The sequence below is a fragment of the Kribbella sp. NPDC051718 genome (assembly GCF_040681515.1).
GTDB lineage: Bacteria > Actinomycetota > Actinomycetes > Propionibacteriales > Kribbellaceae > Kribbella.
The window spans coordinates 337,564-360,391 of the sequence record NZ_JBFAYZ010000009.1; the positions used below are offsets into that span (position 1 = coordinate 337,564).

Annotated in this window: 19 protein-coding genes; 18 read left to right on the forward strand and 1 reads right to left on the reverse strand. The window is 69.0% G+C overall.

What is annotated here, in order from left to right:
* Positions 1-12 precede the first annotated feature (12 nt).
* The 18 genes from pyrR (at position 13) to AB0M15_RS31270 (ending at position 21,712) form a co-directional block, all read left to right on the forward strand.
* Positions 13-645: a bifunctional pyr operon transcriptional regulator/uracil phosphoribosyltransferase PyrR gene (gene pyrR / locus AB0M15_RS31185; protein WP_363825830.1), complete on the forward strand. Its 633-nt coding sequence runs from the start codon at positions 13-15 to the stop codon at positions 643-645.
* Positions 642-1,583, forward strand: a complete 942-nt coding sequence (locus AB0M15_RS31190) for an aspartate carbamoyltransferase catalytic subunit (protein WP_343965831.1) — start codon at positions 642-644, stop codon at positions 1,581-1,583. The genes pyrR and AB0M15_RS31190 overlap by 4 nt, the downstream gene beginning before the upstream one ends.
* Entirely contained in the window at positions 1,580-2,902 is a 1,323-nt protein-coding gene (locus AB0M15_RS31195; RefSeq protein ID WP_363825835.1) for a dihydroorotase, read from the forward strand. The genes AB0M15_RS31190 and AB0M15_RS31195 overlap by 4 nt, the downstream gene beginning before the upstream one ends.
* The gene (locus tag AB0M15_RS31200) at positions 2,899-3,387 is read left to right on the forward strand and encodes a hypothetical protein (protein WP_363825838.1); all 489 of its coding nucleotides are present in this window, start codon (positions 2,899-2,901) and stop codon (positions 3,385-3,387) included. Before AB0M15_RS31195 ends, AB0M15_RS31200 begins: the two co-directional genes overlap by 4 nt.
* Entirely contained in the window at positions 3,384-4,538 is a 1,155-nt protein-coding gene (gene carA, locus AB0M15_RS31205) for a glutamine-hydrolyzing carbamoyl-phosphate synthase small subunit (protein ID WP_363825841.1), read from the forward strand. Before AB0M15_RS31200 ends, carA begins: the two co-directional genes overlap by 4 nt.
* Positions 4,538-7,945 carry a carbamoyl-phosphate synthase large subunit gene (gene carB / locus AB0M15_RS31210; protein WP_363825844.1) on the forward strand — a complete coding sequence of 1,136 codons (3,408 nt, stop codon included), beginning with the start codon at positions 4,538-4,540 and terminating at the stop codon, positions 7,943-7,945. The genes carA and carB overlap by 1 nt, the downstream gene beginning before the upstream one ends.
* Entirely contained in the window at positions 7,945-8,997 is a 1,053-nt protein-coding gene (locus AB0M15_RS31215) for a quinone-dependent dihydroorotate dehydrogenase (protein ID WP_363825847.1), read from the forward strand. Before carB ends, AB0M15_RS31215 begins: the two co-directional genes overlap by 1 nt.
* A 14-nt stretch (positions 8,998-9,011) precedes the next feature.
* Positions 9,012-9,848, forward strand: a complete 837-nt coding sequence (gene pyrF / locus AB0M15_RS31220) for an orotidine-5'-phosphate decarboxylase (RefSeq protein WP_363825850.1) — start codon at positions 9,012-9,014, stop codon at positions 9,846-9,848.
* Between the two features lie 61 nt (positions 9,849-9,909).
* Positions 9,910-10,263, forward strand: a complete 354-nt coding sequence (locus AB0M15_RS31225) for a hypothetical protein (RefSeq protein WP_363825853.1) — start codon at positions 9,910-9,912, stop codon at positions 10,261-10,263.
* Positions 10,260-10,652 carry a hypothetical protein gene (locus AB0M15_RS31230; RefSeq protein WP_363825856.1) on the forward strand — a complete coding sequence of 131 codons (393 nt, stop codon included), beginning with the start codon at positions 10,260-10,262 and terminating at the stop codon, positions 10,650-10,652. The genes AB0M15_RS31225 and AB0M15_RS31230 overlap by 4 nt, the downstream gene beginning before the upstream one ends.
* 235 nt (positions 10,653-10,887) lie before the next feature.
* The gene (locus AB0M15_RS31235; RefSeq protein WP_363826022.1) at positions 10,888-13,845 is read left to right on the forward strand and encodes a polysaccharide deacetylase family protein; all 2,958 of its coding nucleotides are present in this window, start codon (positions 10,888-10,890) and stop codon (positions 13,843-13,845) included.
* Positions 13,846-13,990: 145 nt separating this feature from the next.
* Entirely contained in the window at positions 13,991-14,305 is a 315-nt protein-coding gene (gene mihF / locus AB0M15_RS31240; RefSeq protein ID WP_026163363.1) for an integration host factor, actinobacterial type, read from the forward strand.
* Between the two features lie 194 nt (positions 14,306-14,499).
* Positions 14,500-15,090 (forward strand): guanylate kinase, encoded by a 591-nt coding sequence (gmk, locus tag AB0M15_RS31245; protein ID WP_363826031.1) that lies wholly within the window; start codon positions 14,500-14,502, stop codon positions 15,088-15,090.
* Positions 15,091-15,094: 4 nt separating this feature from the next.
* Positions 15,095-15,403: a DNA-directed RNA polymerase subunit omega gene (gene rpoZ / locus AB0M15_RS31250; protein WP_328325165.1), complete on the forward strand. Its 309-nt coding sequence runs from the start codon at positions 15,095-15,097 to the stop codon at positions 15,401-15,403.
* 10 nt (positions 15,404-15,413) lie between these two features.
* Positions 15,414-16,658 carry a bifunctional phosphopantothenoylcysteine decarboxylase/phosphopantothenate--cysteine ligase CoaBC gene (gene coaBC, locus AB0M15_RS31255; protein WP_363825861.1) on the forward strand — a complete coding sequence of 415 codons (1,245 nt, stop codon included), beginning with the start codon at positions 15,414-15,416 and terminating at the stop codon, positions 16,656-16,658.
* Positions 16,659-16,704: 46 nt separating this feature from the next.
* Positions 16,705-17,847 carry a winged helix DNA-binding domain-containing protein gene (locus tag AB0M15_RS31260; RefSeq protein WP_363825863.1) on the forward strand — a complete coding sequence of 381 codons (1,143 nt, stop codon included), beginning with the start codon at positions 16,705-16,707 and terminating at the stop codon, positions 17,845-17,847.
* A gap of 452 nt (positions 17,848-18,299) precedes the next feature.
* Entirely contained in the window at positions 18,300-19,493 is a 1,194-nt protein-coding gene (gene metK / locus AB0M15_RS31265) for a methionine adenosyltransferase (RefSeq protein ID WP_363825866.1), read from the forward strand.
* A 179-nt stretch (positions 19,494-19,672) separates the two neighbouring features.
* Positions 19,673-21,712 carry a primosomal protein N' gene (locus tag AB0M15_RS31270; RefSeq protein WP_363825868.1) on the forward strand — a complete coding sequence of 680 codons (2,040 nt, stop codon included), beginning with the start codon at positions 19,673-19,675 and terminating at the stop codon, positions 21,710-21,712.
* Between the two features lie 43 nt (positions 21,713-21,755).
* On the opposite strand, the gene AB0M15_RS31275 is transcribed toward AB0M15_RS31270, so the two are convergent.
* On the reverse strand, positions 21,756-22,748 hold the full coding sequence (locus AB0M15_RS31275) for a winged helix-turn-helix domain-containing protein (RefSeq protein ID WP_363825871.1): 993 nt from the start codon (positions 22,746-22,748) through the stop codon (positions 21,756-21,758).
* Between the last annotated feature and the right edge of the window lie 80 nt (positions 22,749-22,828).

The window sequence follows — 22,828 nt, forward strand, 5'->3', positions numbered from 1 at the left end:
GGAACGGTAGCGATGAGCCCTGCCTCGGTACCGCAGTCCGAGTCCGGAAGTGCACAAGTTTCTGCACCTCAGGACAAGGCTGTGCCCCGCACAGTGCTGGATGCTTCCGATATTTCCCGGGCACTGACCCGGATCGCGCACGAGATCCTCGAGCGCAACCGAGGTGCCGACCCGGTCGTCCTGCTCGGCATTCCCACCCGAGGGGTGGGTCTGGCGACCCGCATCTCGGAGCGGATCGCGGCCGTCGAAGGGCGGAGCGTGCCGACGGGATCACTCGACGTGACGATGTACCGCGACGACATCGGCCTCAAACCGGCCCGCGCGCTCGAGCACACCGACATCCCGCCCGGCGGGATCGACGGCAAGGTCGTCGTCCTGATCGACGACGTGCTGTTCTCCGGCCGCACCATCCGCGCGGCGCTGGACGCGATCGGCGACATCGGCCGGCCGAAGGCGGTCCAGCTGGCCGTCCTGGTCGACCGAGGCCACCGCGAGCTGCCGATCCGCGCCGACTACGTCGGCAAGAACCTGCCCACCTCGCTGGTCGAGCGGGTCACGGTCCACCTGACCGAGTACGACGGAACCGACGCCGTACTCATTGCCGACAAGACGCCGGCCGACAAGACGGGAGCCGTGGCGAAGTGAGGCATCTGCTGAGTGCTGGCGATCTGTCCAGCGATGAGGCCAACCTGATCCTCGACACCGCCGAGGAGATGCGGTCGCTGGCCGACCGGCCGATCAAGAAGCTGCCCGCCCTGCGCGGCCGCACGGTGGTGAATCTCTTCTTCGAGGACTCCACCCGGACCCGGATCTCGTTCGAGGCGGCCGCCAAGCGGCTGTCCGCCGACGTGATCAACTTCTCCGCCAAGGGCTCCAGCGTGAGCAAGGGCGAGAGCCTCAAGGACACCGCGCTGACCCTGCAGGCGATGGGTGCCGACGGCGTCGTCTGCCGGCACGGCTCGTCCGGCGCCCCGCACCTGCTGGCCACCTCGGGCTGGCTCAACGGCTCGGTGGTCAACGCCGGCGACGGCACCCACGAGCACCCCACCCAGGCGCTGCTGGACGCCTTCACGATGCGCCGCCACCTCGGCTCGCTGGACGGCCGCCGGATCACCATCGTCGGCGACGTCCTGCACAGCCGGGTGGCCCGGTCGAACGTGCTGCTGCTCTCGACGCTCGGCGCCGAGGTCACCGTGGTCGCGCCGCCGACGCTGCTGCCGGTAGACATGAGCACCTGGCCGTGCGCCACGTCGTACGACCTGGACGGCGCGCTCGGCAAGAGCGACGCCGTGATGATGCTGCGCGTGCAGCGCGAGCGGATGGGCGACGCGTTCTTCCCCAGCGCCCGGGAGTACACCCGCCGCTACGGCCTGGACGTGCACCGGATGGCCCAGCTGCCCGACGAGGCGATCGTGCTGCACCCCGGCCCGATGAACCGCGGCATGGAGATCAGCGCCGAGGTCGCCGACTCGACCCGCTCGGTGATCGTCGAACAGGTCACGAACGGCGTGGCCGTCCGGATGGCCGTCCTTTATCTGCTGTTGTCAGGAAGCAACGAATCGTCAGAGGAGCAGACCGCATGACCGCGTACCTGATCACCGGAGCCAAGGTCGTGGTCGGCGGTCCTGAAAAAGACACCGTGGCGGACCTGCTGATCGACAACGGGGAGATCGTTGCTGTCGGCACCGGCCTCGACGCACCGGCCGGCGCCGAGACGATCGACGCCACCGGCCTGATCGCGCTGCCCGGTCTGGTCGACCTGCACACCCACCTGCGTGAGCCCGGCCGCGAGGACGCGGAGACCGTGCTCACCGGCACCCGGTCCGCGGCGCTCGGCGGCTTCACCGCGGTGTTCGCGATGGCCAACACCGACCCGGTCGCCGACACCGCCGGCGTCGTCGAGCAGGTCTGGCGCCTCGGCCGCGAAGCCGGGTACGCCGATGTCTACCCGATCGGCGCCGTCACGGTCGGCCGCCAGGGCACCCAGCTCGCGGAGCTCGGCGCGATGGCCGACTCGGCCGCCCGCGTCCGGGTGTTCTCCGACGACGGCGACTGCGTCTGGGACGCGGCCCTGATGCGCCGCGCCCTCGAGTACGTGAAGGCCTTCGGCGGCACGATCGCCCAGCACGCGCAGGAGCCGCGGCTGACCAAGGGCGCCCAGATGAACGAGGGCGCGCTCTCCGGCGTACTGGGCCTGACCGGCTGGCCGAGTGTCGCCGAGGAGTCGATCATCGCCCGCGACATCCTGCTCAACGCGCACGTCGGCTCGAAGCTGCACATCTGCCACCTGTCCACCAAGGGCTCGGTCGAGATCGTCCGGGCGGCCAAGCGGCGCGGCCTCGAGGTCACCGCCGAGGTGACGCCGCACCACCTGCTGCTCACCGAGGACCTGGCGGCGTCGTACAACCCGGTCTACAAGGTCAACCCGCCGCTGCGGACCAAGGCCGACGTCGAGGCGGTCCGCGAGGGCCTGGCCGACGGCACGATCGACATCGTCGCCACTGACCACGCGCCGCACCCGGTCGAGGACAAGGACTGCGAGTGGAGCGCGGCCGCGTTCGGCATGACCGGGCTGGAGACCGCGCTGAGCGTCGTCCAGCACACGATGATCGACAGCAAGCTGCTGACCTGGGCCGACCTGGCCGACCGGATGAGCTACCGGCCGGCCGCGATCGGCCAGATCACCGAGCACGGGCAGCCGCTCGAGGTCGGTGCCCCCGCGAACCTCGTGCTGGTCGATCCGGCCGCCGAGCGGACCGTGGTACCGACCGAGACCGCGTCGCTGTCGCGGAACACGCCGTTCGCCGGGATGAAGCTGCCCGGCAAGGTGACCGCGACCTTCCTCCGAGGCGAGCCGACCGTTCTGGACGGGAAGCTCACGAAGTCCGGTATCAGTAAATGAGGGCCGTCCTAGGCATTCTGGGCACGCTGGCGATCATCGGCGTGGGCTGGTTCGGCATGTACCGCGGCTGGCGCAACCGCCAGCGGCGGCAGGCCGACCTGGCCCCGCTGCCGGCCGTGCCCGAGAGCAAGGCGAAGGGCGTCGAGGGCGTGTACGTCGCCACGACGACCGCCGGCGACTGGATGGACCGGATCGCCGTGCACGAACTCGGGGTCCGCAGTACCGCGGACCTGGCCGTCAGTGAGGCCGGCCTGATCTTCCACCGGCAGGGCGCGGCAGACGTGTTCATCCCGGTCGACCACCTGACCGGCGTCCGGACCGACCGCGGCATCGCGGGCAAGGTCACCGCCGAGGCCTCCGGGCTGGTCGTGGTCACCTGGACGCACGACGGCCACGAACTCGACACCGGCTTCCGCCCCCGGCGCAAGGCCGACACCGCCCCGCTGACCGAATCCATCTCGACCCTGATCGGAGCCGAGTCATGAGCCAGGCTGCCATCCAGCCCACGCTGCACCAGGCGCTGCCCGCGCTGCTGGTCCTCGAGGACGGCCGCGCGTTCGCCGGTACGTCGTACGGGGCCACCGGCGAGACCTTCGGCGAGGCGGTGTTCACCACCGGGATGACCGGCTACCAGGAGACGCTGACCGACCCGTCGTACCACCGCCAGATCGTCACCCAGACCGCGCCGCACATCGGCAACACCGGCGTCAACGACGAGGACGACGAGTCGCAGCGGATCTGGGTCGCCGGGTACGTCGTCCGCGACCCTGCCCGCGTCCCGTCGAACTGGCGCGCCACCCGCTCCCTCGACGACCAGCTCAAGGGCCAGGGCATCGTCGGCATCTCCGGCATCGACACCCGCGCCCTGACCCGCCACCTACGCGAGCGCGGCGCGATGCGAGCCGGTATCTCCACCGAGATCCTGGACGCCGAGACGCTGCTGCAGAAGGTGCTCGAGCAGCCGCCGATGGCCGGTGCCGACCTGGCCGGTCAGGTCACCACCCCCGAGGCGTACGTAGTACCGGCCGAAGGTGAGAAGCGGTTCACCGTCGTCGCGCTCGACCTCGGGATCAAGTCGATGACGCCGAAGCGGATGGCCGAGCGTGGCATCGAGGTGCACGTACTGCCGGCCGACGCGTCGCTCGAGGAGGTGCTGGCGGTCAACCCGGACGGCATCTTCATGAGCAACGGACCGGGCGACCCGGAGACCACGGAGCACCCGACGGAGCTGCTCAAGGAGCTGCTGCAGCGGGGCAAGCCGTACTTCGGGATCTGCTTCGGCAACCAGGTCTTCGGCCGGGCGCTCGGGCTGGGCACCTTCAAGCTCAAGTACGGGCATCGCGGGATCAACCAGCCGGTGCTCGACCGGGCCACCGGCAAGGTCGAGATCACCGCGCAGAACCACGGCTTCGCCGTCGACGCGCCGCTCGACAGCACGGTCGAGACGCCGTACGGCACGGCCGAGGTCAGTCACGTCTCGCTCAACGACAACGTGGTCGAGGGGCTCAAGCTGACCGGCAAGGACGGCAGACCGCTGGCCTTCTCGGTCCAGTACCACCCAGAGGCGGCGGCGGGTCCACACGACTCCGCCTACCTCTTCGATCGTTTCGTAGAGCTGATGGAAGGTCGCAACTGATGCCACGCCGTACAGACATCGACTCGGTGCTGGTGATCGGCTCCGGCCCGATCGTGATCGGCCAGGCCTGCGAGTTCGACTACTCGGGAACCCAGGCCTGCCGGGTGCTGAAGGAGGAGGGCTTCCGGGTCATCCTGGTCAACTCCAACCCGGCCACGATCATGACGGACCCGGAGTTCGCCGACGCGACCTACGTCGAGCCGATCACCCCGGAGTTCGTCGAGAAGGTGATCGAGAAGGAGCGCCCGAACGTCCTGCTCGCCACCCTGGGCGGCCAGACCGCGCTGAACGCGGCCATCTCGCTGCACGAGAACGGGGTACTGGAGAAGTACGGCGTCGAGCTGATCGGCGCCTCCGTGGACGCGATCCAGCGCGGTGAGAACCGCGAATCGTTCAAGCAGATCGTCGAGAAGCTGGGCGCCTCGACGGCGACCTCGCGGATCTGCCACTCGATCGACGACGTGCTCGGCGCGGCCGCCGAGCTCGGCTACCCGCTGGTCGTCCGGCCGTCGTTCACGATGGGCGGCGTCGGTTCGGGGATGGCCTACGACGAGGCCGACCTGCGCCGGATCGCCGGTGCCGGCCTGTCCGCCAGCCCGACCACCGAGGTGCTGATCGAGGAGTCGATCGTCGGCTGGAAGGAGTACGAGCTGGAGGTGATGCGCGACAAGGCGGACAACGTCGTGATCATCTGCTCGATCGAGAACGTCGACCCGATGGGTGTGCACACCGGCGACTCGGTCACCGTCGCGCCGGCCATGACGCTGACGGATCGCGAGTACCAGACGATGCGGACCCTTGCCATCGGCATCATCCGCGAGGTCGGCGTCGACACCGGCGGCTGCAACATCCAGTTCGCGGTGAACCCGGCCGACGGCCGGCTGATCGTGATCGAGATGAACCCGCGGGTGTCCCGCTCGTCCGCGCTGGCCTCGAAGGCGACCGGTTTCCCGATCGCCAAGATCGCCGCCAAGGTCGCGATCGGCTACACCCTGGACGAGATCCCGAACGACATCACCAAGCAGACCCCGGCCAGCTTCGAGCCGACGCTGGACTACGTCGTCGTCAAGGTGCCGCGGTTCGCGTTCGAGAAGTTCCCGGCCGCGGACGCCACGCTGACCACGCACATGAAGAGCGTCGGCGAGGCGATGGCGATCGGCCGCAACTACACCGAGGCATTGCAGAAGGCCCTGCGGTCGCTGGAGAAGCCGGAGGCCCGGTTCTCCTGGGCCGAGCCGCCGGCCTCCGAGCTGGAGCCGTTGCTGGAGGCGATCAAGACGCCGCACGACGGCCGGCTGCGGACGATCATGGACGCGATCCGGGCCGGCGCGACGCCGGAGCAGATCTTCGATGCCACCAAGATCGACCCGTGGTTCGTCGACCAGATGTACCTGATCCACGAGACCGCCGGCCAGGTCGCGGCCGCCCCGCGGCTCACGCCGGAGATCATCAAGCTCGCGAAGCGGCACGGGTTCTCCGACCTGCAGCTGGCCGAGATCCGCGATCTGACCGAGGACGTCGTCCGCGGCGTCCGGCAGGCGCTCGGGATCCGGCCGGTCTTCAAGACGGTCGACACCTGTGCGGCCGAGTTCGCGGCTGCGACGCCGTACCACTACTCGTCCTACGACGAGGAGACCGAGGTCGCGAAGCGCGAGACGCCCGCCGTCCTCATCCTCGGCTCGGGTCCGAACCGGATCGGCCAGGGCATCGAGTTCGACTACTCCTGCGTGCACGCATCGATGGCGCTGCGCGATGCCGGCTACTGCACCGTGATGGTCAACTGCAACCCCGAGACCGTCTCCACCGACTACGACACCTCCGACCGGCTGTACTTCGAGCCGCTCACCTGCGAGGACGTCCTGGAGATCGTGTACGCCGAGATGCAGGCCGGCCCGGTCGCCGGGGTCATCGTCCAGCTGGGTGGCCAGACGCCGCTCGGCCTGGCCCAGCGGCTGAGCGACGCCGGCGTACCGATCGTCGGTACCTCGCCCGAGGCGATCCACCTGGCCGAGGAGCGCGGCGCCTTCGGCAAGGTGCTGTCCGACGCGAACCTGCCGGCGCCCAAGCACGGCACCGCGATGTCGTTCGAGCAGGCCCAGGAGATCGCCACCGAGATCGGCTTCCCGGTGCTCGTCCGGCCGTCGTACGTGCTCGGCGGCCGCGGCATGGAGATCGTGTACTCCGAGGCCGAGCTGACCGCCGCGCTCGAGCGGCTCAGCGGGGGAGCGCTCTCCGCCAACTGGGAGCACCCGGTCCTGATCGACCGCTTCCTCGACGACGCGGTCGAGATCGACGTCGACGGGCTGTTCGACGGCGACGAGCTGTTCCTGGGTGGCGTGATGGAGCACATCGAGGAGGCCGGGGTGCACTCGGGCGACTCGTCCTGCGCGCTGCCGCCGATCACGCTGGGCAGTGCCGACATCCAGAAGATCCGCGAGTCGACCGAGGCGATCGCCCGCGGCATCGGCGTACGGGGTCTGCTGAACATCCAGTTCGCGCTGGCCGGGGACGTGCTCTACGTACTGGAGGCGAACCCGCGCGCGTCGCGGACGGTCCCGTTCGTGTCGAAGGCGACCGCGACGCCGCTGGCCAAGGCGGCCGCCCGGGTGATGCTCGGGGCAACCATCGCGGACCTGCGGGCCGAAGGCATGCTGCCGGCCGTCGGCGACGGTGGCACGCTGCCCGCGTCGACGCCGATCGCGGTGAAGGAAGCCGTGATGCCGTTCAACCGGTTCCGGACCATCGACGGCGCGTCCGTCGACACGGTGCTCGGGCCGGAGATGCGGTCCACCGGTGAGGTGATGGGGATCGACACCACCTTCGGTACGGCGTTCGCCAAGTCGCAGGCCGGCGCCTCGCAGCCGTTGCCGACGGCCGGCAAGGTGTTCGTGTCGGTCGCGAACCGGGACAAGCGGCACATGATCTTCCCGGTCAAGCGGCTGGCCGACCTCGGCTTCCAGATCTACGCGACCGAGGGCACCGCGGACGTACTGCGCCGCAACGGCGTCCAGGCGGTCACGGTCCGCAAGAGCAGCCAGGGTCCGGGCCCGAACGGCGAGCCGACGATCGTCCAGATGGTCCAGGACGGCGAGCTCAACCTGATCGTCAACACCCCGATCGGCATCACCAAGGACGGCTCACCCCGCCTCGACGGCTACGAGATCCGCAGCGCCGCCGTCGCCCGCAACATCCCCTGCATCACCACCGTGCAAGGGCTGGGCGCAGCAGTCCAGGGCATCGAAGCCCAACAGGCCGGCGACATCGGCGTCCGCTCGCTCCAGGACTGGGCCAGCCGCATCCGCGGCGAGGCCGACGGTCAGCCGGCCGTAGCCAGCGCCTCGCCAACCGGGCCCACGGGCCACGCCGCCGCGCCTTCCCCCGCCTCGCCGCCGCAGGCGGCGAGTTGATGTACCGGCGGCTCGTCCGGCCCGTCCTCTATCGCCTCGGTAGAGGCGATGCGGAGGTTGCCCACGAGCAGACGCTTCACGGGATGCGGCGCTTGAGTCGCGTCCCGGGAGCGGTGGCTGCGATCTCGAAGTCGTACGGTGCGTTGCCGGCCGGGCTGGAGCGGACCGTGTTCGGGGTGCGTTTTCCGAGTCCGGTCGGGCTGGCCGCCGGGATGGACAAGAACGGTGTGGCGTTGCCCGCGTGGCGGTCGCTCGGGTTCGGGTTCGTCGAGGTCGGCACGGTGACCGCGCAGCCGCAGCCGGGGAACGAGAAGCCGCGGCTGTTCCGGCTGGTCGAGAGCGAAGCGGTCATCAACCGGATGGGCTTCAACAACGAGGGCTCCGAGCCGCTGGCCCGCAGGCTGGCGGCGTACGGGGACCTCGGCTACCCACTCGGCATCAGCATCGGCAAGTCCAAGGTGACCCCGCTGGAGGACGCGGTGGGCGACTACGTCACCTCACTCCAGCGCCTCTACCGGTACGGCGACTACTTCGCCGTCAACGTGAGCTCCCCGAACACCCCGGGATTGCGCTCTCTCCAGGACTCCGGCCACCTCCGCGAACTGCTGACCGCTCTGCATACCGAAGCAAAAGCGATGAGCACCGGCGGCCGCGACCCGAAGCCGATCCTGGTGAAGATCGCGCCGGACCTGACCGAGCAGGCGATCGACGAACTGCTCGGCGTCTGCACCGACGTCGGCGTGGCCGGCATCATCGCCACCAACACGACGATCGGCCGTAACGGTCTGGCCCCCACAGACGAATGGCAGGCCGGACAAACCGGCGGTCTCTCGGGCCGGCCCCTCACCGAGATCTCGGCCAAAACAGTTGCCCAGATCAACGCAAGTACCAATGGAGCGCTCCCCATCATCGGCGTAGGCGGCATCCTCGACCCCGACGACGCCGTCCGCCTCTTCGACGCCGGCGCCAGCCTCGTCCAGATCTACACCGGCCTGATCTACCGCGGCCCAGGCCTCGTACGCCGTACCAACCGAAAGCTTGCCTCCCGATGAGAGAGCGTGAACCCATGCAGAACAAGCCGTTCGGAACCCGCCTCCGGGCAGCCATGGACCAGCGCGGCCCGCTCTGCGTCGGCATCGACCCGCACTCGCACCTGCTCGACCAGTGGGGCCTGCCCGACACCGCCGAGGGCCTGGCCTCGTTCACGTACGGCGTCGTCGACGCGCTGGCCGACCGGGTCGCCGTCTTCAAGCCGCAGTCGGCGTTCTTCGAGCGGTTCGGATCGGCGGGCATCTACGTCCTCGAGCAGGCGACCATCAAACTCCGCGAAGCCGGAGCCCTGGTGATCATCGACGCCAAGCGCGGAGACATCGGCTCGACGATGGCCGGGTACGCCTCGGCGTACCTGGCGGAGAAGGGCCCGCTGGCCTGCGACGCGTTGACCGTGAGCCCGTACCTCGGCTTCGGCTCGCTGCAGCCCGCGATCGACGAGGCCCGCGAGGCCGGTGCCGGGCTGTTCGTGCTGGCCCTGACGTCGAACCCCGAGGGTCCGCAGTTCCAGTCCGCCCGCACGGTCGACGGGCCGACCGTCGCCGGTGCCGTGCTCGACGGTCTGCGGGAGCTCAACGCCGGAGCCGACGACCTGGGCTCGTTCGGTGCCGTCGTCGGCGCGACGATCAAGTCGACGGGGGAGGACCTCGACATCCATGGCCCGCTGCTCGCCCCGGGACTCGGTGCGCAGGGCGGGACGGCCGAAGGGCTGAAAGATGTCTTCGGTTCGGCGGTGCGCAACGTCGTACCGTCCAGCTCTCGTGAGATCCTCGGTGCCGGCCCGGACGCCGCGTCGCTGCGGGATGCCGCCGATCGCGCGAACGACGCGTTCCGGGCCGTACTGGGTTACTGAGTCTGGGTTACTGACACGTTGAACGAGAGTTGGGTCTGGAATGCGTAAGGGTGCTGCCCTGGTGGCGGTAGTGGTGTTGAGCGGCGGAACTCTGACGGCCTGCGCGGGTGGCGCCAACTACTGCAGCGAGCTGCAGAACTACGGCGAGGCGGTCAAGAACTTCAAGGACCTGAGCAATCCAGAAGACGTCGACAAGCTGACCACCGAGGCGAAGAAGCTGTCGAAGTCGTCGCCGGCCGAGCTGAAGGACAGCTGGAAGGTGATGAGCCAGTACCTCGCCGACGTGAAGGACGCCGGCGGCGACAAGGCCAAGCTGGACCAGCTGGCCAAGGACAGCGGCCCGAAGCTGGTGACCGCCGGCGAGGCGATCGCGAAACAGGGCAAGGACACCTGCAACGTCACCATCTCGAGTTGAGGACGAACCAGCTGATGCGACGTACCGCCTTCACGACCGCGACGATCGTGATCGCGTCCGCCGGGCTGACCGCTTGCACCGACGCGCAGGCCTACTGTGTCGATCTGGCGGGTTATGCAGCGTCGGCGACAAATGTCGATCCGGCCAAGCCGGCCGACTACGTGAAGATCCTGGACGACGCGAAGAAGCTCCGCGACAGCGCGCCGGACGAGGTGAAGGATGACTGGAAGGTCATCGTCAGCTTCGCCGAAAAAGCCCAGAAGGCCGGGAAGAACGAGGTCGAGCTGGCCCGGCTGGCCAAGCAGCTCGGCCCGGTCACGTCCGCCTACAAGGCGATCGCGACCCAGGCCAAGGACTCCTGCAAGGTCGACGTGCCGAAGCTCAACTGAGCCTGAGCAGTCCGTAAAAGGAACCGGGCCGCACACGGCCCGGAGTCGGCCGGAAGCGGATCGTCCGCTCGTATCCGAAACGGTCTTCCGGTGCTAGCCTCATCCTCGGGGGGACGTCCGCGCTTCGAGCGGCGTCCTTAGGGTTGGATTCGCATCAGATGCCAGGGGGGCCTCGGTGTCAGTGTCAGGCTTGGTCAAGTCACGCGCCGTTCGGGGCACTGCCGCGCTCGCGGTAGTGATCTCGTTCGGGCAATTCACGTTCGCCTCGCAGGCGCAGGCCGCGGGCGAAACTGTAGTGTCCCTGACGTTCAACGACGGGTTGCTCTCGCAGTACCAGCATGCGCGGCCGGTGTTGCTTGCCCACAACGTGCAGGGGACGTTCTATCTGTCCAGCAGGGTGGTGGAGGCGAACGCGCCGGGCTACATGGCGACGTGGCACGCCGACGCGCTCTACCGCGACGGCGACGAGATCGGTGGCGTGACGACGGACCACGTCGACCTCACCGATCCGGGCACCACGCAGCAGTACAAGGTTGACCAGGTCTGTGGCGACAAGCAACGACTGACCACCTTGGGGTACGACCCGAAGAGCTTCAGCTACCCGTTCGCCGCGGTGAACGCGAACGCGGAGAGCATCGTCCAGGGCTGTGGCTACCTGTCCGGCCGGACCGTCGGCGGTCTCGACCCCAACTCGTCCGGCCCGTACGCCGAACAGCTCCCGCCGACCGACGCCTTCCGGCTGAGCACGGTCGGCCTGGGCGGCGGCCAGCTCCAGCTCGCTGATCTGCAGAACGCGGTGAATGTTGCCTCTAGCAACGGTGGCGGCTGGCTGCCGATCGCGTTCAACAACGTCTGCGACTCGACCGCCTCGGACTACTCCAGTTGTATGGGTGGCTACCAGTCGATCGACAAGGACGTGCTGTCCGCCTTCATCGACTGGCTGCAGAGCACCGACGCGCCGACCGGTACGACGATCAAGCGGGTCCGCGACGTGATGGGTGCCGCCGCGCAGCCGCCGTTGCCGCCGCGCCCGACGGTGGTCTCGCTCACCTTCGACGACGGCGACCTCAGTCAGTACGGGACGCGTACGATGTTCGCGACGCACAACATGCACGGCACCTTCTACATCAACAGCGGTGCGGTGGACGCCGCAGAACCCGGCGCGATGACGTGGACCCAGATCCACGCCCTGCAGGCCGACGGGCACGACATCGGCGGACACACGCTCGACCACGTCGACATGACCGCCGCGGACACCAGCTTCGACTACCGCTGGCACCAGGCCTGTGACGACCGGGCCCGGCTGCAGGCGCTGGGCTTCTCGCCGGCCAGCTTCGCCTACCCGTTCGCGGCCTTCAACGCGCAAGCGGTCAGCATCATCAAGGGCTGTGGTTACCAGTCCGGCCGGACTGGCGGCAGCCTCCTGGTGGGTGGCCCGCTCTACAGCGAGTCGATCCCGCCATCGGAGCCATGGAGCTTCAAGGCTCTCGGTACGACGTACGACGGCCCGATCACGTTGCAGTGGCTGCAGGACGCCGTCAATGGTCCGGCTGACCGGGCCGGCGGCTGGGTGCCGATGCTCTTCCACGACATCTGCTACGCGGGCAGCGCGAACTTCGACGCCTGCATGGCCGGCTACCGCCCGGTCTCCGACACGACGCTGAGCCAGTTCTTGGACTGGTTGACGGCCAACGCCAGTCGCGGCATCTCGGTCAAGACCGTCGCCGAGGTGATGAGCGGCGGGCAGACAATCCCGAACCCGATCGTCACCGCGCCGACCGCGGGTCAGACGGTTGGTACTGGCCCGACAGTGAGCGGTACCGGACAGGCGACCGGCGGCAATGTCACCGTCTCGCTCTACTCCGGTCCCTACAGCACCGGCACTCCGGTACTGACGGCCGACGCCACCAATGTGGCCGGTGCCTGGACCACCACGCTGCCCGGACCGCTTGCCGACGGCACCTACACCGTCCAGGCCAAGCAGACCGGCAACGGCCTGACCGGCTTCAGCGCGCCACGGACCTTCGTGGTCTCCAGCACGGTCGACACGACGCCACCGGCGATCGCGATCACCGCGCCGGTGAACAACTCGAGCGTCAATGTCACCACGCCCCGGATCAGCGGTACCGGCGGCACGGCGACGGGTGACGCGGCAACCACGACGCTGCGCATCTACAACGGCGCCACGGCGACCGGTACTCCGCGCCAGACGGTGAGTGCACCGATCACCGCCGGGGCGTGGGGAGTGACCCCTGCATCGCTTCCGCAGGGCACGTTCACGGCACAGGCCACCCAGACCGACGCGGCCGGCAACGTCGGTACCAGCACGTCGACGTTCACGGTGGACACGACCAAGCCGGTGGTACGGATCACCAGTCCGCTTACCAACACGGCGATCACCGCGACGTCGTTCACGGCGTCCGGTACGACCGGGACACTGACCGGTGACAGCGCCACGGTCACCCTGAAGATCTACGCGGGCAGCAACACCACCGGGACGCTGGTCAGCACCTTGACCAGTACGGCGGCTGCTGGGGCCTGGTCAGCGCCCGTCTCGGGCCTGGGTGCCGGGACGTACACGCTGAGCGCGTCCAGTACCGATGCGGCGGGCAACGTCGGCGTCAGCACCAGCGTCGTGGTCCAACTGCGCAGCGCGATGACGGTCACGTCGATCACGCCGAACGCGTTCTCGCAGGGCCTGACCGGCCGGGCCGTGGCGATCAACGGCACCGGCTTCACGGCGGCCTCGGTGCCGTCCTTCACCGGTAGCGGCGTGACGATGACGTCCTACCTGTACGTCAGCGCGACCCGGATCAACGCCGTGATCAACACCGACGCGACGGCGGCCGTGGCCAAGAGCAACGTCGTGGTCAGCCGGCCCGACACCTACGCCGCGACCTGCGCCAACTGCCTGACCGTGAACCTGGCCCCGAAGGTGACCGGCGCCTCGCCGGCCACGGTGGCCAGGGGACTGCTCAAGTCGTTCTCGATCACCGGTAGCGGGTTCACCTCGACCAGTCAGGTGACCTTCTCCGGCGGCTCGGGGATCAACGTGCTGCTGATCAGCCGCTCGGCGAATCAGATCGACATCACGACGTCCTCGATCACCGGCTCGGCCGGCGTCCGCAACATCACGGTGACGAACTCCGACGGCGGTACCTCGACCTGCGTCGGCTGCCTCACGATCACCTAGCGCGACAGCTCCACCGCTGTTCGGCGACGACGGTGTTCGGACTCACGTCCGGATGCCGTCGTCGCCGCTTGGTGTGTTGTTTGCCGTCGGAGGGAGTGTTTGGCTAGGTTCACCTGCGAAGACACACAACGGGACAGGTGAGACGGTGCCACTTCCATCTTTGACCCCGGAGCAGCGCGCGGCTGCTCTGGACAAGGCTGCGGCCGCACGGCGTGAGCGTGCGGAGATCAAGAACAGGATCAGGCACTCGGGGGCGTCTCCTACGGAGGTGCTGCACGAGGGGCAGACCAACGACGTGATCGGCAAGATGCGGGTCAGCGCGCTGCTGCAGTGCGTGCCGGGCGTCGGCAAGGTGCGGGCCCAGCAGATCATGGAGCGGGCCGGGATCTCCGAGACCCGCCGGGTGCGCGGTCTGGGCACGAACCAGATCGCCGCGCTGATGCGCGAGTTCGCCGAGTGACGCCGATGATGCAGACTGAGCTGACCTCGACCGAGCTGATGTCGAGTGAGCTGGAGTCGACTGAGCTGGAGACTGACGTGGCCACGGGGAACGGTCCGACCGACGACACCGAGCGGGCTCGGCCCGCCGGTCCGGCGCAGGGCGCAGCTGAGCCCGGGCAGGCCGGTGCGGAGTCCGGGCGGGCCGGTGCGGGCGTGAGCGACGGCGAGACCGGTGGCGCGCGGCTGACCGTGCTGGCCGGGCCGACCGCGGTCGGCAAGGGGACGGTGGCGGCCGACATCCGGGAGCGGTTCCCGGAGATCTGGATCTCGGTCTCGGCGACCACCCGCAAGGCCCGGCCGGGCGAGGTGCACGGCGTGCACTACCTGTTCGTCTCCGACGAGGAGTTCGACCGGATGATCGCCGACGACGAGCTGCTCGAGTGGGCCGTGGTGCACAAGGCGGCCCGCTACGGGACGCCCCGGCAGCAGGTTCTGGACAAGCTGGCCGAGGGCCGTCCGGCGCTGCTGGAGATCGACCTGCAGGGCGCCCGGCAGGTCCGCGAGACGATGCCGGAGGCGCATTTCGTCTTCCTGGCCCCACCGAGCTGGGACGAACTGGTCCGCCGGCTGGTCGGCCGGGGGACCGAGACGGCCGAGGAGCGGGAGCGCCGGCTGGAGACCGCGACCCTCGAACTGGCCTCCGAGAAGGAGTTCGACGTGACGATCGTGAACGCGTCGGTTCGGGAAGCGGCCGATCAGTTGGTAAAGTTGATTCGATCACCCAACATCTCTGGAAAGAGCTGACATTTTGTCTGGCAACCAGCCCGTCGCCATCGGCATCACCTCCCCGCCGATCGACGACCTGCTCACCCACACCGACTCGAAGTACAAGCTGGTGCTGTACTCGGCCAAGCGGGCGCGGCAGATCAACGCCTACTACAGCCAGCTCGGCGAAGGCCTGCTGGAGTACGTCGGACCGCTGGTCGAGACCCACGTCCAGGAGAAGCCGCTCTCGATCGCCATGCGCGAGATCAACGACGGCGTGCTGACCTGCACGGACATCGACCCCGAGGCCGAGGCGGAAGCCGCCGCTGCCGCCGCGGAGAAGTCCGAGTAACACCGTCTAGATGACGACCACAGGGCAGCGGCCGTCGGTAGTACTCGGCGTCGGTGGCGGGATCGCGGCGTACAAGGTCTGCGATCTGCTCCGCCGGTTGACCGAGTCCGGGCACAGTGTCCGGGTGGTGCCGACCGCGGCCGCCCTGGAGTTCGTCGGCGCCGCCACCTGGGCGGCGCTGTCGGGTCAGCCGGTGACGGCCGACCCGTTCGACGACGTTCACGAGGTACCGCACGTCCGGATCGGCAAGGGCGCGGACCTCGTTGTCGTCGCGCCCGCGACCGCGAATCTGATCGCGAAGGCCGCCCACGGGCTGGCCGACGACCTGCTCACCAACACGCTCCTGACGGCCCGCTGCCCGATCCTGTTCGCGGCCGCGATGCACACCGAGATGTGGGAGCACCCGGCCACCCAGGCCAACGTCGCCACCCTGCGTTCGCGCGGTATCACCGTGCTGGACCCCGCTGTCGGCCGGTTGACCGGCGCCGACACCGGCCGTGGCCGGCTGCCCGAGCCGTCGGAGATCTTCGCCATCAGCCAGTTGATGCTGGCCGACGAGGCCGCGCGCGCGGCAGGCCAGTCGGTGGCCGATCTGACCGGCAAACAGGTCTTGATCAGCGCCGGTGGCACCCGCGAGCACCTCGACCCAGTCCGGTACCTGGGCAACTCCTCGTCCGGCAAGCAGGGCTATGCGCTCGCCCGGATCGCCGCCGCCCGTGGCGCCAAGGTGACCCTGGTCGCCGCCAACTCCGAGCTGGCCGACCCGGCCGGCGTCGAGGTCGTCCAGGTCACCAGCACCCGCGATCTGTACGACGAGATCACCGGCCGGGCCGGTGACGCCGACGCGATCGTGATGGCCGCCGCGCCGGCCGACTTCCGCCCGGCCGACGTTGCCGAGCACAAGATCAAGAAGACCGGCGACGGCTCGGTCCCGGCCGTCAGCCTGATCGAGAACCCGGATATCCTGGCTACCGTCTCGCACGACCGCCGCCGCGACGGCCAGGTGATCGTCGGGTTCGCTGCCGAGACCGGGGACGGCGAGCACAGCGTCCTGGAGCTCGGCCGAGCCAAGCTCAAGCGCAAGGGCTGCGACCTGCTCGTCGTCAACGACGTGTCCGGCGGCAAGGTCTTCGGCAGCGACGTGAACGAGGCAGTCATCCTCGACCGCGACGGCGCCGCCCTGCCGGTGCCGTCCGGCAGCAAGGACGCCCTGGCCGGCGTCATCTGGAACCTCGTCGCCACCCACTGGCACTGAGCTGCTGAGGACAGAAGCTGACCGCTTCTCGTCCTAGCCTGCTGGTATGGAGCTGAATTGGCCGGCGGTCGTCGCGCGGCGGATGGCGAGACACCACCTGAGCGTTCCCGCTGACGGGAGCCCGGCGGACGTAGTACGGGCGATGGCCGGGGCTCATGCTCAGGTGTTGTCGGCTGCGGAGATCTCCGTCGCGCTGCGGATGGATGGTGGGACGCGGGAGGACGTTCAGCGGGCGCTGTGGGATGACCGGAGCCTGGTGAAGACGTTCGGGCCGCGGGGGACCGTTCATCTGCTGCCGACCGATGAGCTGGCCAGCTGGGTGAGCGCCCTCGCCGCTCTGCAGCCGCCGAAGTCGACGGCGCCGCTGGTGATGCGGATGACGCCGGAGCAGACGCAGCAGGTGATCGCGGCGATCGGGGACGCGCTGGCCGATGACGATCTGACCGTGGATGAGCTGAGCGACGAGGTGATCGGGCGGACCGGGCCGTGGGCGGGGGATCTGGTGATGCCCGCCTTCCAGACGTTCTGGCCGCGGTGGCGGCAGTCGATCCCTGAGGCGGCCAACGCCGGGGTGCTTTGCTATGGACCCAATCGCGGGCGCAACACGACGTACACCAATCCGCATCGGTTCGCGCCGTTCGAGGCGGTAAGTGCTGAGAAGGCGCTCACTGAGCTGTTGCGGCGGTTCCTCTGGTCCTACGGGCCGGCGACGCCGCAACACTTCGCTCGATGGCTCAGTATCTCGCCGGTGGCTGCTGCGAAGGTGTTCACCGAGCGAGCTGACGAGTTGGAGGAGGTCGTGCTCGACGGGCAGGCTGCTTGGCTCGTCCGTGGCGACACCGACTTCGGCGCCGCTCCTGCCCGTGGCGTCCGGTTGCTCCCGTACTTCGATGCGTACGGCGTGGGCAGTCATCCGCGTGAGCTGCTCTTTCCCGGCAAGGCCTGGGATCGCGCTCTCGCGAGAGGTCAGGCCGGTAACTATCCGCTGCTGCTCGTCGACGGGATCGTCGCGGGTGTCTGGCATCAACGCAAGAACGGCCGGAAGCTCCACCTCACGGTCGAGCCACTCCGTTCGCTCAAGCCGGCGCAGCTCCGCCGGCTCGACGAGGAGGCCGACCGGCTCGGCGCCGTCGTCGGCGCCCAGCCGGTGCTGACGATCTGCGAGGTCACAGTCGGCGCCCACGCCTGAGTCATAGTCCTGCCGAGCCCCTACTCGACCGAAGTCGCTTCGGCGACGGAAGTCCTGTTCGGCGCCGGCCGCTTCCCCATCAGCGCCACGCAGTACGCCGGCGCTCAACTCACCGGCCGGCCAATCCCCGGTCGACCCCGTCTACTGGACGCTCTGGGCCGAACCCCGGTTCTACCCGCAGTACTCCCACTACTTCATCGGCGCGCAGGCCCTCGGATTGACTGCCGGGTAAGGCTTGCCTTAGTTGCTGTGGCGAGAAATACATCGCCTGGTTTACGCGGGGATGTCCATGATGTGAGTGGGAAGTCTCAGCAATTGGGCGATTCGCGGCCACTTCCGGGTTCGCGGAACGATCTGCTGGCATACTTCCAAAGAACACCGCGTGAGGTGGTGTACGGGCGGGGGACGATCTCCCCTGCCGGGTGGCAGACGAGGAAATCCAGGGAGAATCCGTGGCACGGCGCCTTTTCACGTCCGAGTCGGTGACTGAAGGTCACCCGGACAAGATCGCTGACCAGATCAGTGACTCGATTCTCGACGCACTGCTGGCCGAGGACCCGAAGAGCCGCGTCGCGGTGGAGACGCTGGTGACCACCGGGCTGGTGGTGGTGGCCGGCGAGGTCACCACGACGGCGTACGTGGACATCCCCGGCATCGTCCGGGAGCGGATCCTCGAGATTGGCTACGACTCGTCGCTGAAGGGCTTCGACGGCGCGTCCTGCGGCGTCACGGTCGCCATCGGCAGCCAGTCGCCGGACATCGCGCAGGGTGTCGACACGGCGTACGAGACGCGCTCGGACCTGTCCGAGGACGCCCTAGACCTGCAGGGCGCCGGCGACCAGGGGCTGATGTTCGGCTACGCGTCGGACGAGACGCCCGAGCTGATGCCGCTCCCGATCACCATCGCGCACCGGCTGTCGGCGCGGCTGTCCGAGGTCCGCAAGGACGGCACGATGGCGTACCTGCGCCCGGACGGCAAGACCCAGGTGACGATCGAGTACGACGACGACTTGGCGGTCCGGGTGCACACCGTGGTGGTGTCCAGCCAGCACGCGGCCGACATCAGCCTCGACTCGATGCTGTCGCCGGATGTGAAGAAGCACGTCGTCGACCAGGTGCTCGAGCAGTTCGACATCGACTCGACCGACTACCGGCTGCTGGTCAACCCGACCGGCCGGTTCGAGATCGGTGGCCCGATGGGCGACGCCGGGCTGACCGGCCGCAAGATCATCATCGACACCTACGGCGGGATGGCCCGGCACGGTGGCGGCGCCTTCTCCGGCAAGGACCCGTCGAAGGTCGACCGCTCGGCGGCGTACGCGATGCGCTGGGTGGCGAAGAACATCGTCGCCGCCGGCCTGGCCAAGCGGGCCGAGTGCCAGGTCGCCTACGCGATCGGCAAGGCGGCGCCGGTCGGCTTCTACGTCGACACCTTCGGCACCGAGACGGTCCCGGTCGACAAGATCAGCGATGCAGTGCTCGAGGTCTTCGACCTGCGCCCGGCCGCGATCATCCGCGACCTCGACCTGCTCCGCCCGATCTACGCCCAGACCGCCCGCAACGGCCACTTCGGACGTACCGGCGAAGACTTCACCTGGGAGCGCACCGACCGCGTCGAAGCCCTGAAGGCAGCCGTCAACAAGTAGTCACCTAGCACCCCCACCGGCGACCTCGGACAACCACCGGTGACCTCGTACACCCAGTGGCGACCTTGAACAGGTAATAACGTGTTCAAGGTCGCCGCTTGGTGTTCAAGGTCGCCAGTCATGGCGGGTTGTGCACAGGGGTGCGGCGGGAGGTGGGCCTGGGCGACTAGGCTTCGGCGGTGGCATCGAACGGGGACTCACCTGAGCAGCTGACGCTGCTTCGCGAGACCGTTCGGCGTTCGCGGACCAAGGAGCCGGCCGGGATCACCACGTCACTGCCGGTCGCCCGGATCGCGGTCGACATGCCGCTGCCGCATCTGGACCGGCCGTTCGACTACCTGGTCCCCGACGATCTCGCCGACGCGGCCCAGCCGGGGGCGCGGGTGAAGGTGCGGTTCGCGGGCAAGGACCTGGACGGCTTCGTGCTGGAGCGGCTGGAGTCGTCCGAGCACGAGGGCAAGCTGGCGAGGATCCGCAAGGTCGTCTCGCCCGAGCAGGTGCTCACCCCTGAGGTGGCTGACCTGTGTCGCGCGGTCGCCGACCGGTACGCCGGGGTGCTGGCTGATGTGACCCGCCTGGCGGTGCCTCCTCGCCATGCGAAGGTCGAGGCCGAGGTGCTCAAGTGCACCCAACCCGTCCGCCCAGTGACGTCCGACTCGCGCTCGGAGTGGGCGCCGTACCCGCTGGCTTCGGGCTTCCTCGACGCGTTGACCCGGTCCGAAGGGCCGCGCGCGATCTGGACCGCTGTCGCCGGAGCTGATTGGGCGACGGCCTTTGCGCAGGCGGCCGCCGTCTGTGCCTCGTCCGGTCGTGGGGCGCTTCTGCTGGCGCCGGATGCCCGCGACCTCGAGCGGCTGGCAGCGGCCTGTGCTGCGGTGCTCGGGCCGGGCGGATTCGTCACGCTGTCCGCCGACCTGGGTCCGACAGCCAGGTACCGGGCGTTCCTCAGCGCGTTGCGTGGCAGCACCCGCGTCGTGATCGGCACGCGTGCCGCAGCCTTCGCGCCAGTCGCCGACCTGGGACTCGTTGCGCTTTGGGACGACGGAGACGACTCGTACGCCGAGCCGCGCGCGCCCTACCCGCATGCACGCGAGGTGTTGCTGCTGCGTGCGTACCGGCAGAAGTGTGCGGTGCTCCTGGGCGGGTTCGCGCGATCCGCGGAGGCCGCGGCGCTGATCGAGTCCGGTTGGGCCGTCGAGCTGATCGCGGACCGGAAGGTCGTCCGGGCCGCCGCGCCGTCCATCCACATCTCGGGCGAGTCCGACCATGACCTCAAGCGGGATCCGGCGGCTCGGGCAGCACGCCTCCCACATCGGGCGTTCGAGATCGCGCGGGAAGGACTGAAGACGGGACCGGTGCTCGTCCAGGTCCCGCGAGCCGGGTACCTGCCGAGCCTTGTCTGCCAGACCTGCCGGGCGCCGTCGCGCTGCTCGACCTGCGGCGGTTCGCTGCGGCGTACTGGTGGATCGGGACCGCCCAGTTGCAGCGTATGTGGGCGTCCGGCGGCGGATCACCGCTGCCCGGAGTGCGGTGACACGCGGATGCGCGCGGCGATCGTCGGCGCGCGGCGTACTGCGGAGGAGCTGGGTCGTGCCTTCCCCGGAGTGCTCGTCCGTACGTCGGGTGGCGACAACATGCTCGACGCCGTCTCGGACGAGCCCGCGTTGATCGTCACCACGCCAGGTGCCGAGCCGGTTGCCACCGGTGGCTACAGCGCGGCCTTGCTGCTGGACACCTGGCTCTTGCTGGCGCGACCGGACCTGCGAGCCCCCGAAGAGGCAGTACGCCGCTGGTTCAACGCGGCCGCGTTGGTCCGCCCGGCGCGCGACGGTGGCACAGTGATCATGGTGGGCGAACCATCGGCGCTACCGCTGCAAGCAGTAGTCCGCTGGAGTCCGGAGGGTTTCGCTGCCCGCGAGCTGGAGGACCGCCGTACTGCGCGCCTCGCGCCGGCCGCCAAACTGGCCGAGCTCACCGGCCCGACCGACGCCGTCTCCGACCTCGTCGCCCGGGTCCAGCAATTGGTGGACCCCCAAGCAGGCTTGGAGGTTCTCGGCCCGGTCGCGCTCGACGACGAGACCTCCCGCGCCGTGGTCCGAACGCCACGAGCCTCCGGCCCGAACCTGGCGCGAGCACTCAAGGAGGGCCAGGCTGCCCGGAGCACCAAGAAACTCCTCGGCTCCGTCCGAGTCCAAATCGACCCAGCCGCCTTCGGCTAGCGGCCGGCCGCTCCTGCCGCGGGGTCCTGCCGGTCCAGCCGGCTTAGGCGGAGGCTAGGGCGGCTGGGCGGGAGGCGCTCAGCAGGTGATCGCCGAGGGACGTGCGGTAGTACAGGACCGCGCGGCCGTCGCGGCGGGAGTCGACTACGCCGGAGGCGCGCAGGATGCTGAGGTGCACGCTGAGGGTGGGGGCGGAGACGCCTAGCTGGTGGGCCAGGTGGGTGGTCGACATCGGCAGGTCGAGGTGGCCGACGATGGCGGCTCTGGTTTTGCCGACCAGGTCGCCGAGTGGCGATTCGCTGGCGTCTTCCTGGTACTCCCAAAGGCGGCCGAGGCCCCGGGGTGGGTAGGTGATGGTCGGCACGTGAGGTGCCGCGGTCACCGGAAGCGCGGCCGGCCAGGCGAAGACGCAGGGCACGAGCAGCAGGCCCTGGCCGGGGAGCGGCTCGCCGTCGCAGCAGTACGGGCGGTCGATCTCGATCCGGTCGCCGCGGAAGTTCACCGAGGGATGCAGATTGCGGAACACCCGCTCGACACCACCGCTGGCCAGCTCCTCCAACCGGAACGCGAGGTCGTCCTGCAGCAGCGCCCGCATCCGCCGCCAGTCCGGCTCGATCGCGAGGTGCCAGTACTCCTCGAGTGCCGACGTGATCCGCTCCACTGCCTCGGCCGGCTTGGCGATCAGCTCCGGCAGCATCGGGTGCGGAGTCTCCGCATGCAACTTCTTCAACTCGGCGACGACGAGCGGCAGGGGAGTGGCGGCGACGGCCGCGAGACCTGACTCGAAGCTGGTCGAGCGACGCGGTGGCGCCGGCGTGATGAAGTCGGGGATGTAGCTCACCGGTGGAATGAGGGCCTTGAGCAACGATAGGTCGTACCCGGCCAGCAACGGCCGGACCTTGCGCAGCCACGGTCCGTGCACGCTGCTCGCCGTACTGTTGCTCAATGCCCGGATGCTCGTCACCGTCTCCCAGACCGGCGAGAACGCGAACCTGATCCGGCTCACGTCGTCGGTGCTGAGCCTGAGAGTGATCACTCCCGCACTCTAATCTTTGGGACCGCCGCGGTGAAAGGATTAGTCCTGGACCTAATGTTCGACACCCTCGCCGGGCCCGC

Bases quoted from the DNA above. Each gene is read 5' to 3' on its own strand.
- pyrR (WP_363825830.1), top strand. From the start codon at position 13: ATGAGCCCTGCCTCGGTACCGCAGTCCGAGTCCGGAAGTGCACAAGTT.
- AB0M15_RS31195 (WP_363825835.1), top strand. From the start codon at position 1,580: ATGACCGCGTACCTGATCACCGGAGCCAAGGTCGTGGTCGGCGGTCCT.
- AB0M15_RS31200 (WP_363825838.1), top strand. From the start codon at position 2,899: ATGAGGGCCGTCCTAGGCATTCTGGGCACGCTGGCGATCATCGGCGTG.
- carA (WP_363825841.1), top strand. From the start codon at position 3,384: ATGAGCCAGGCTGCCATCCAGCCCACGCTGCACCAGGCGCTGCCCGCG.
- carB (WP_363825844.1), top strand. From the start codon at position 4,538: ATGCCACGCCGTACAGACATCGACTCGGTGCTGGTGATCGGCTCCGGC.
- AB0M15_RS31215 (WP_363825847.1), top strand. From the start codon at position 7,945: ATGTACCGGCGGCTCGTCCGGCCCGTCCTCTATCGCCTCGGTAGAGGC.
- pyrF (WP_363825850.1), top strand. From the start codon at position 9,012: ATGCAGAACAAGCCGTTCGGAACCCGCCTCCGGGCAGCCATGGACCAG.
- coaBC (WP_363825861.1), top strand. From the start codon at position 15,414: ATGACGACCACAGGGCAGCGGCCGTCGGTAGTACTCGGCGTCGGTGGC.
- AB0M15_RS31260 (WP_363825863.1), top strand. From the start codon at position 16,705: ATGGAGCTGAATTGGCCGGCGGTCGTCGCGCGGCGGATGGCGAGACAC.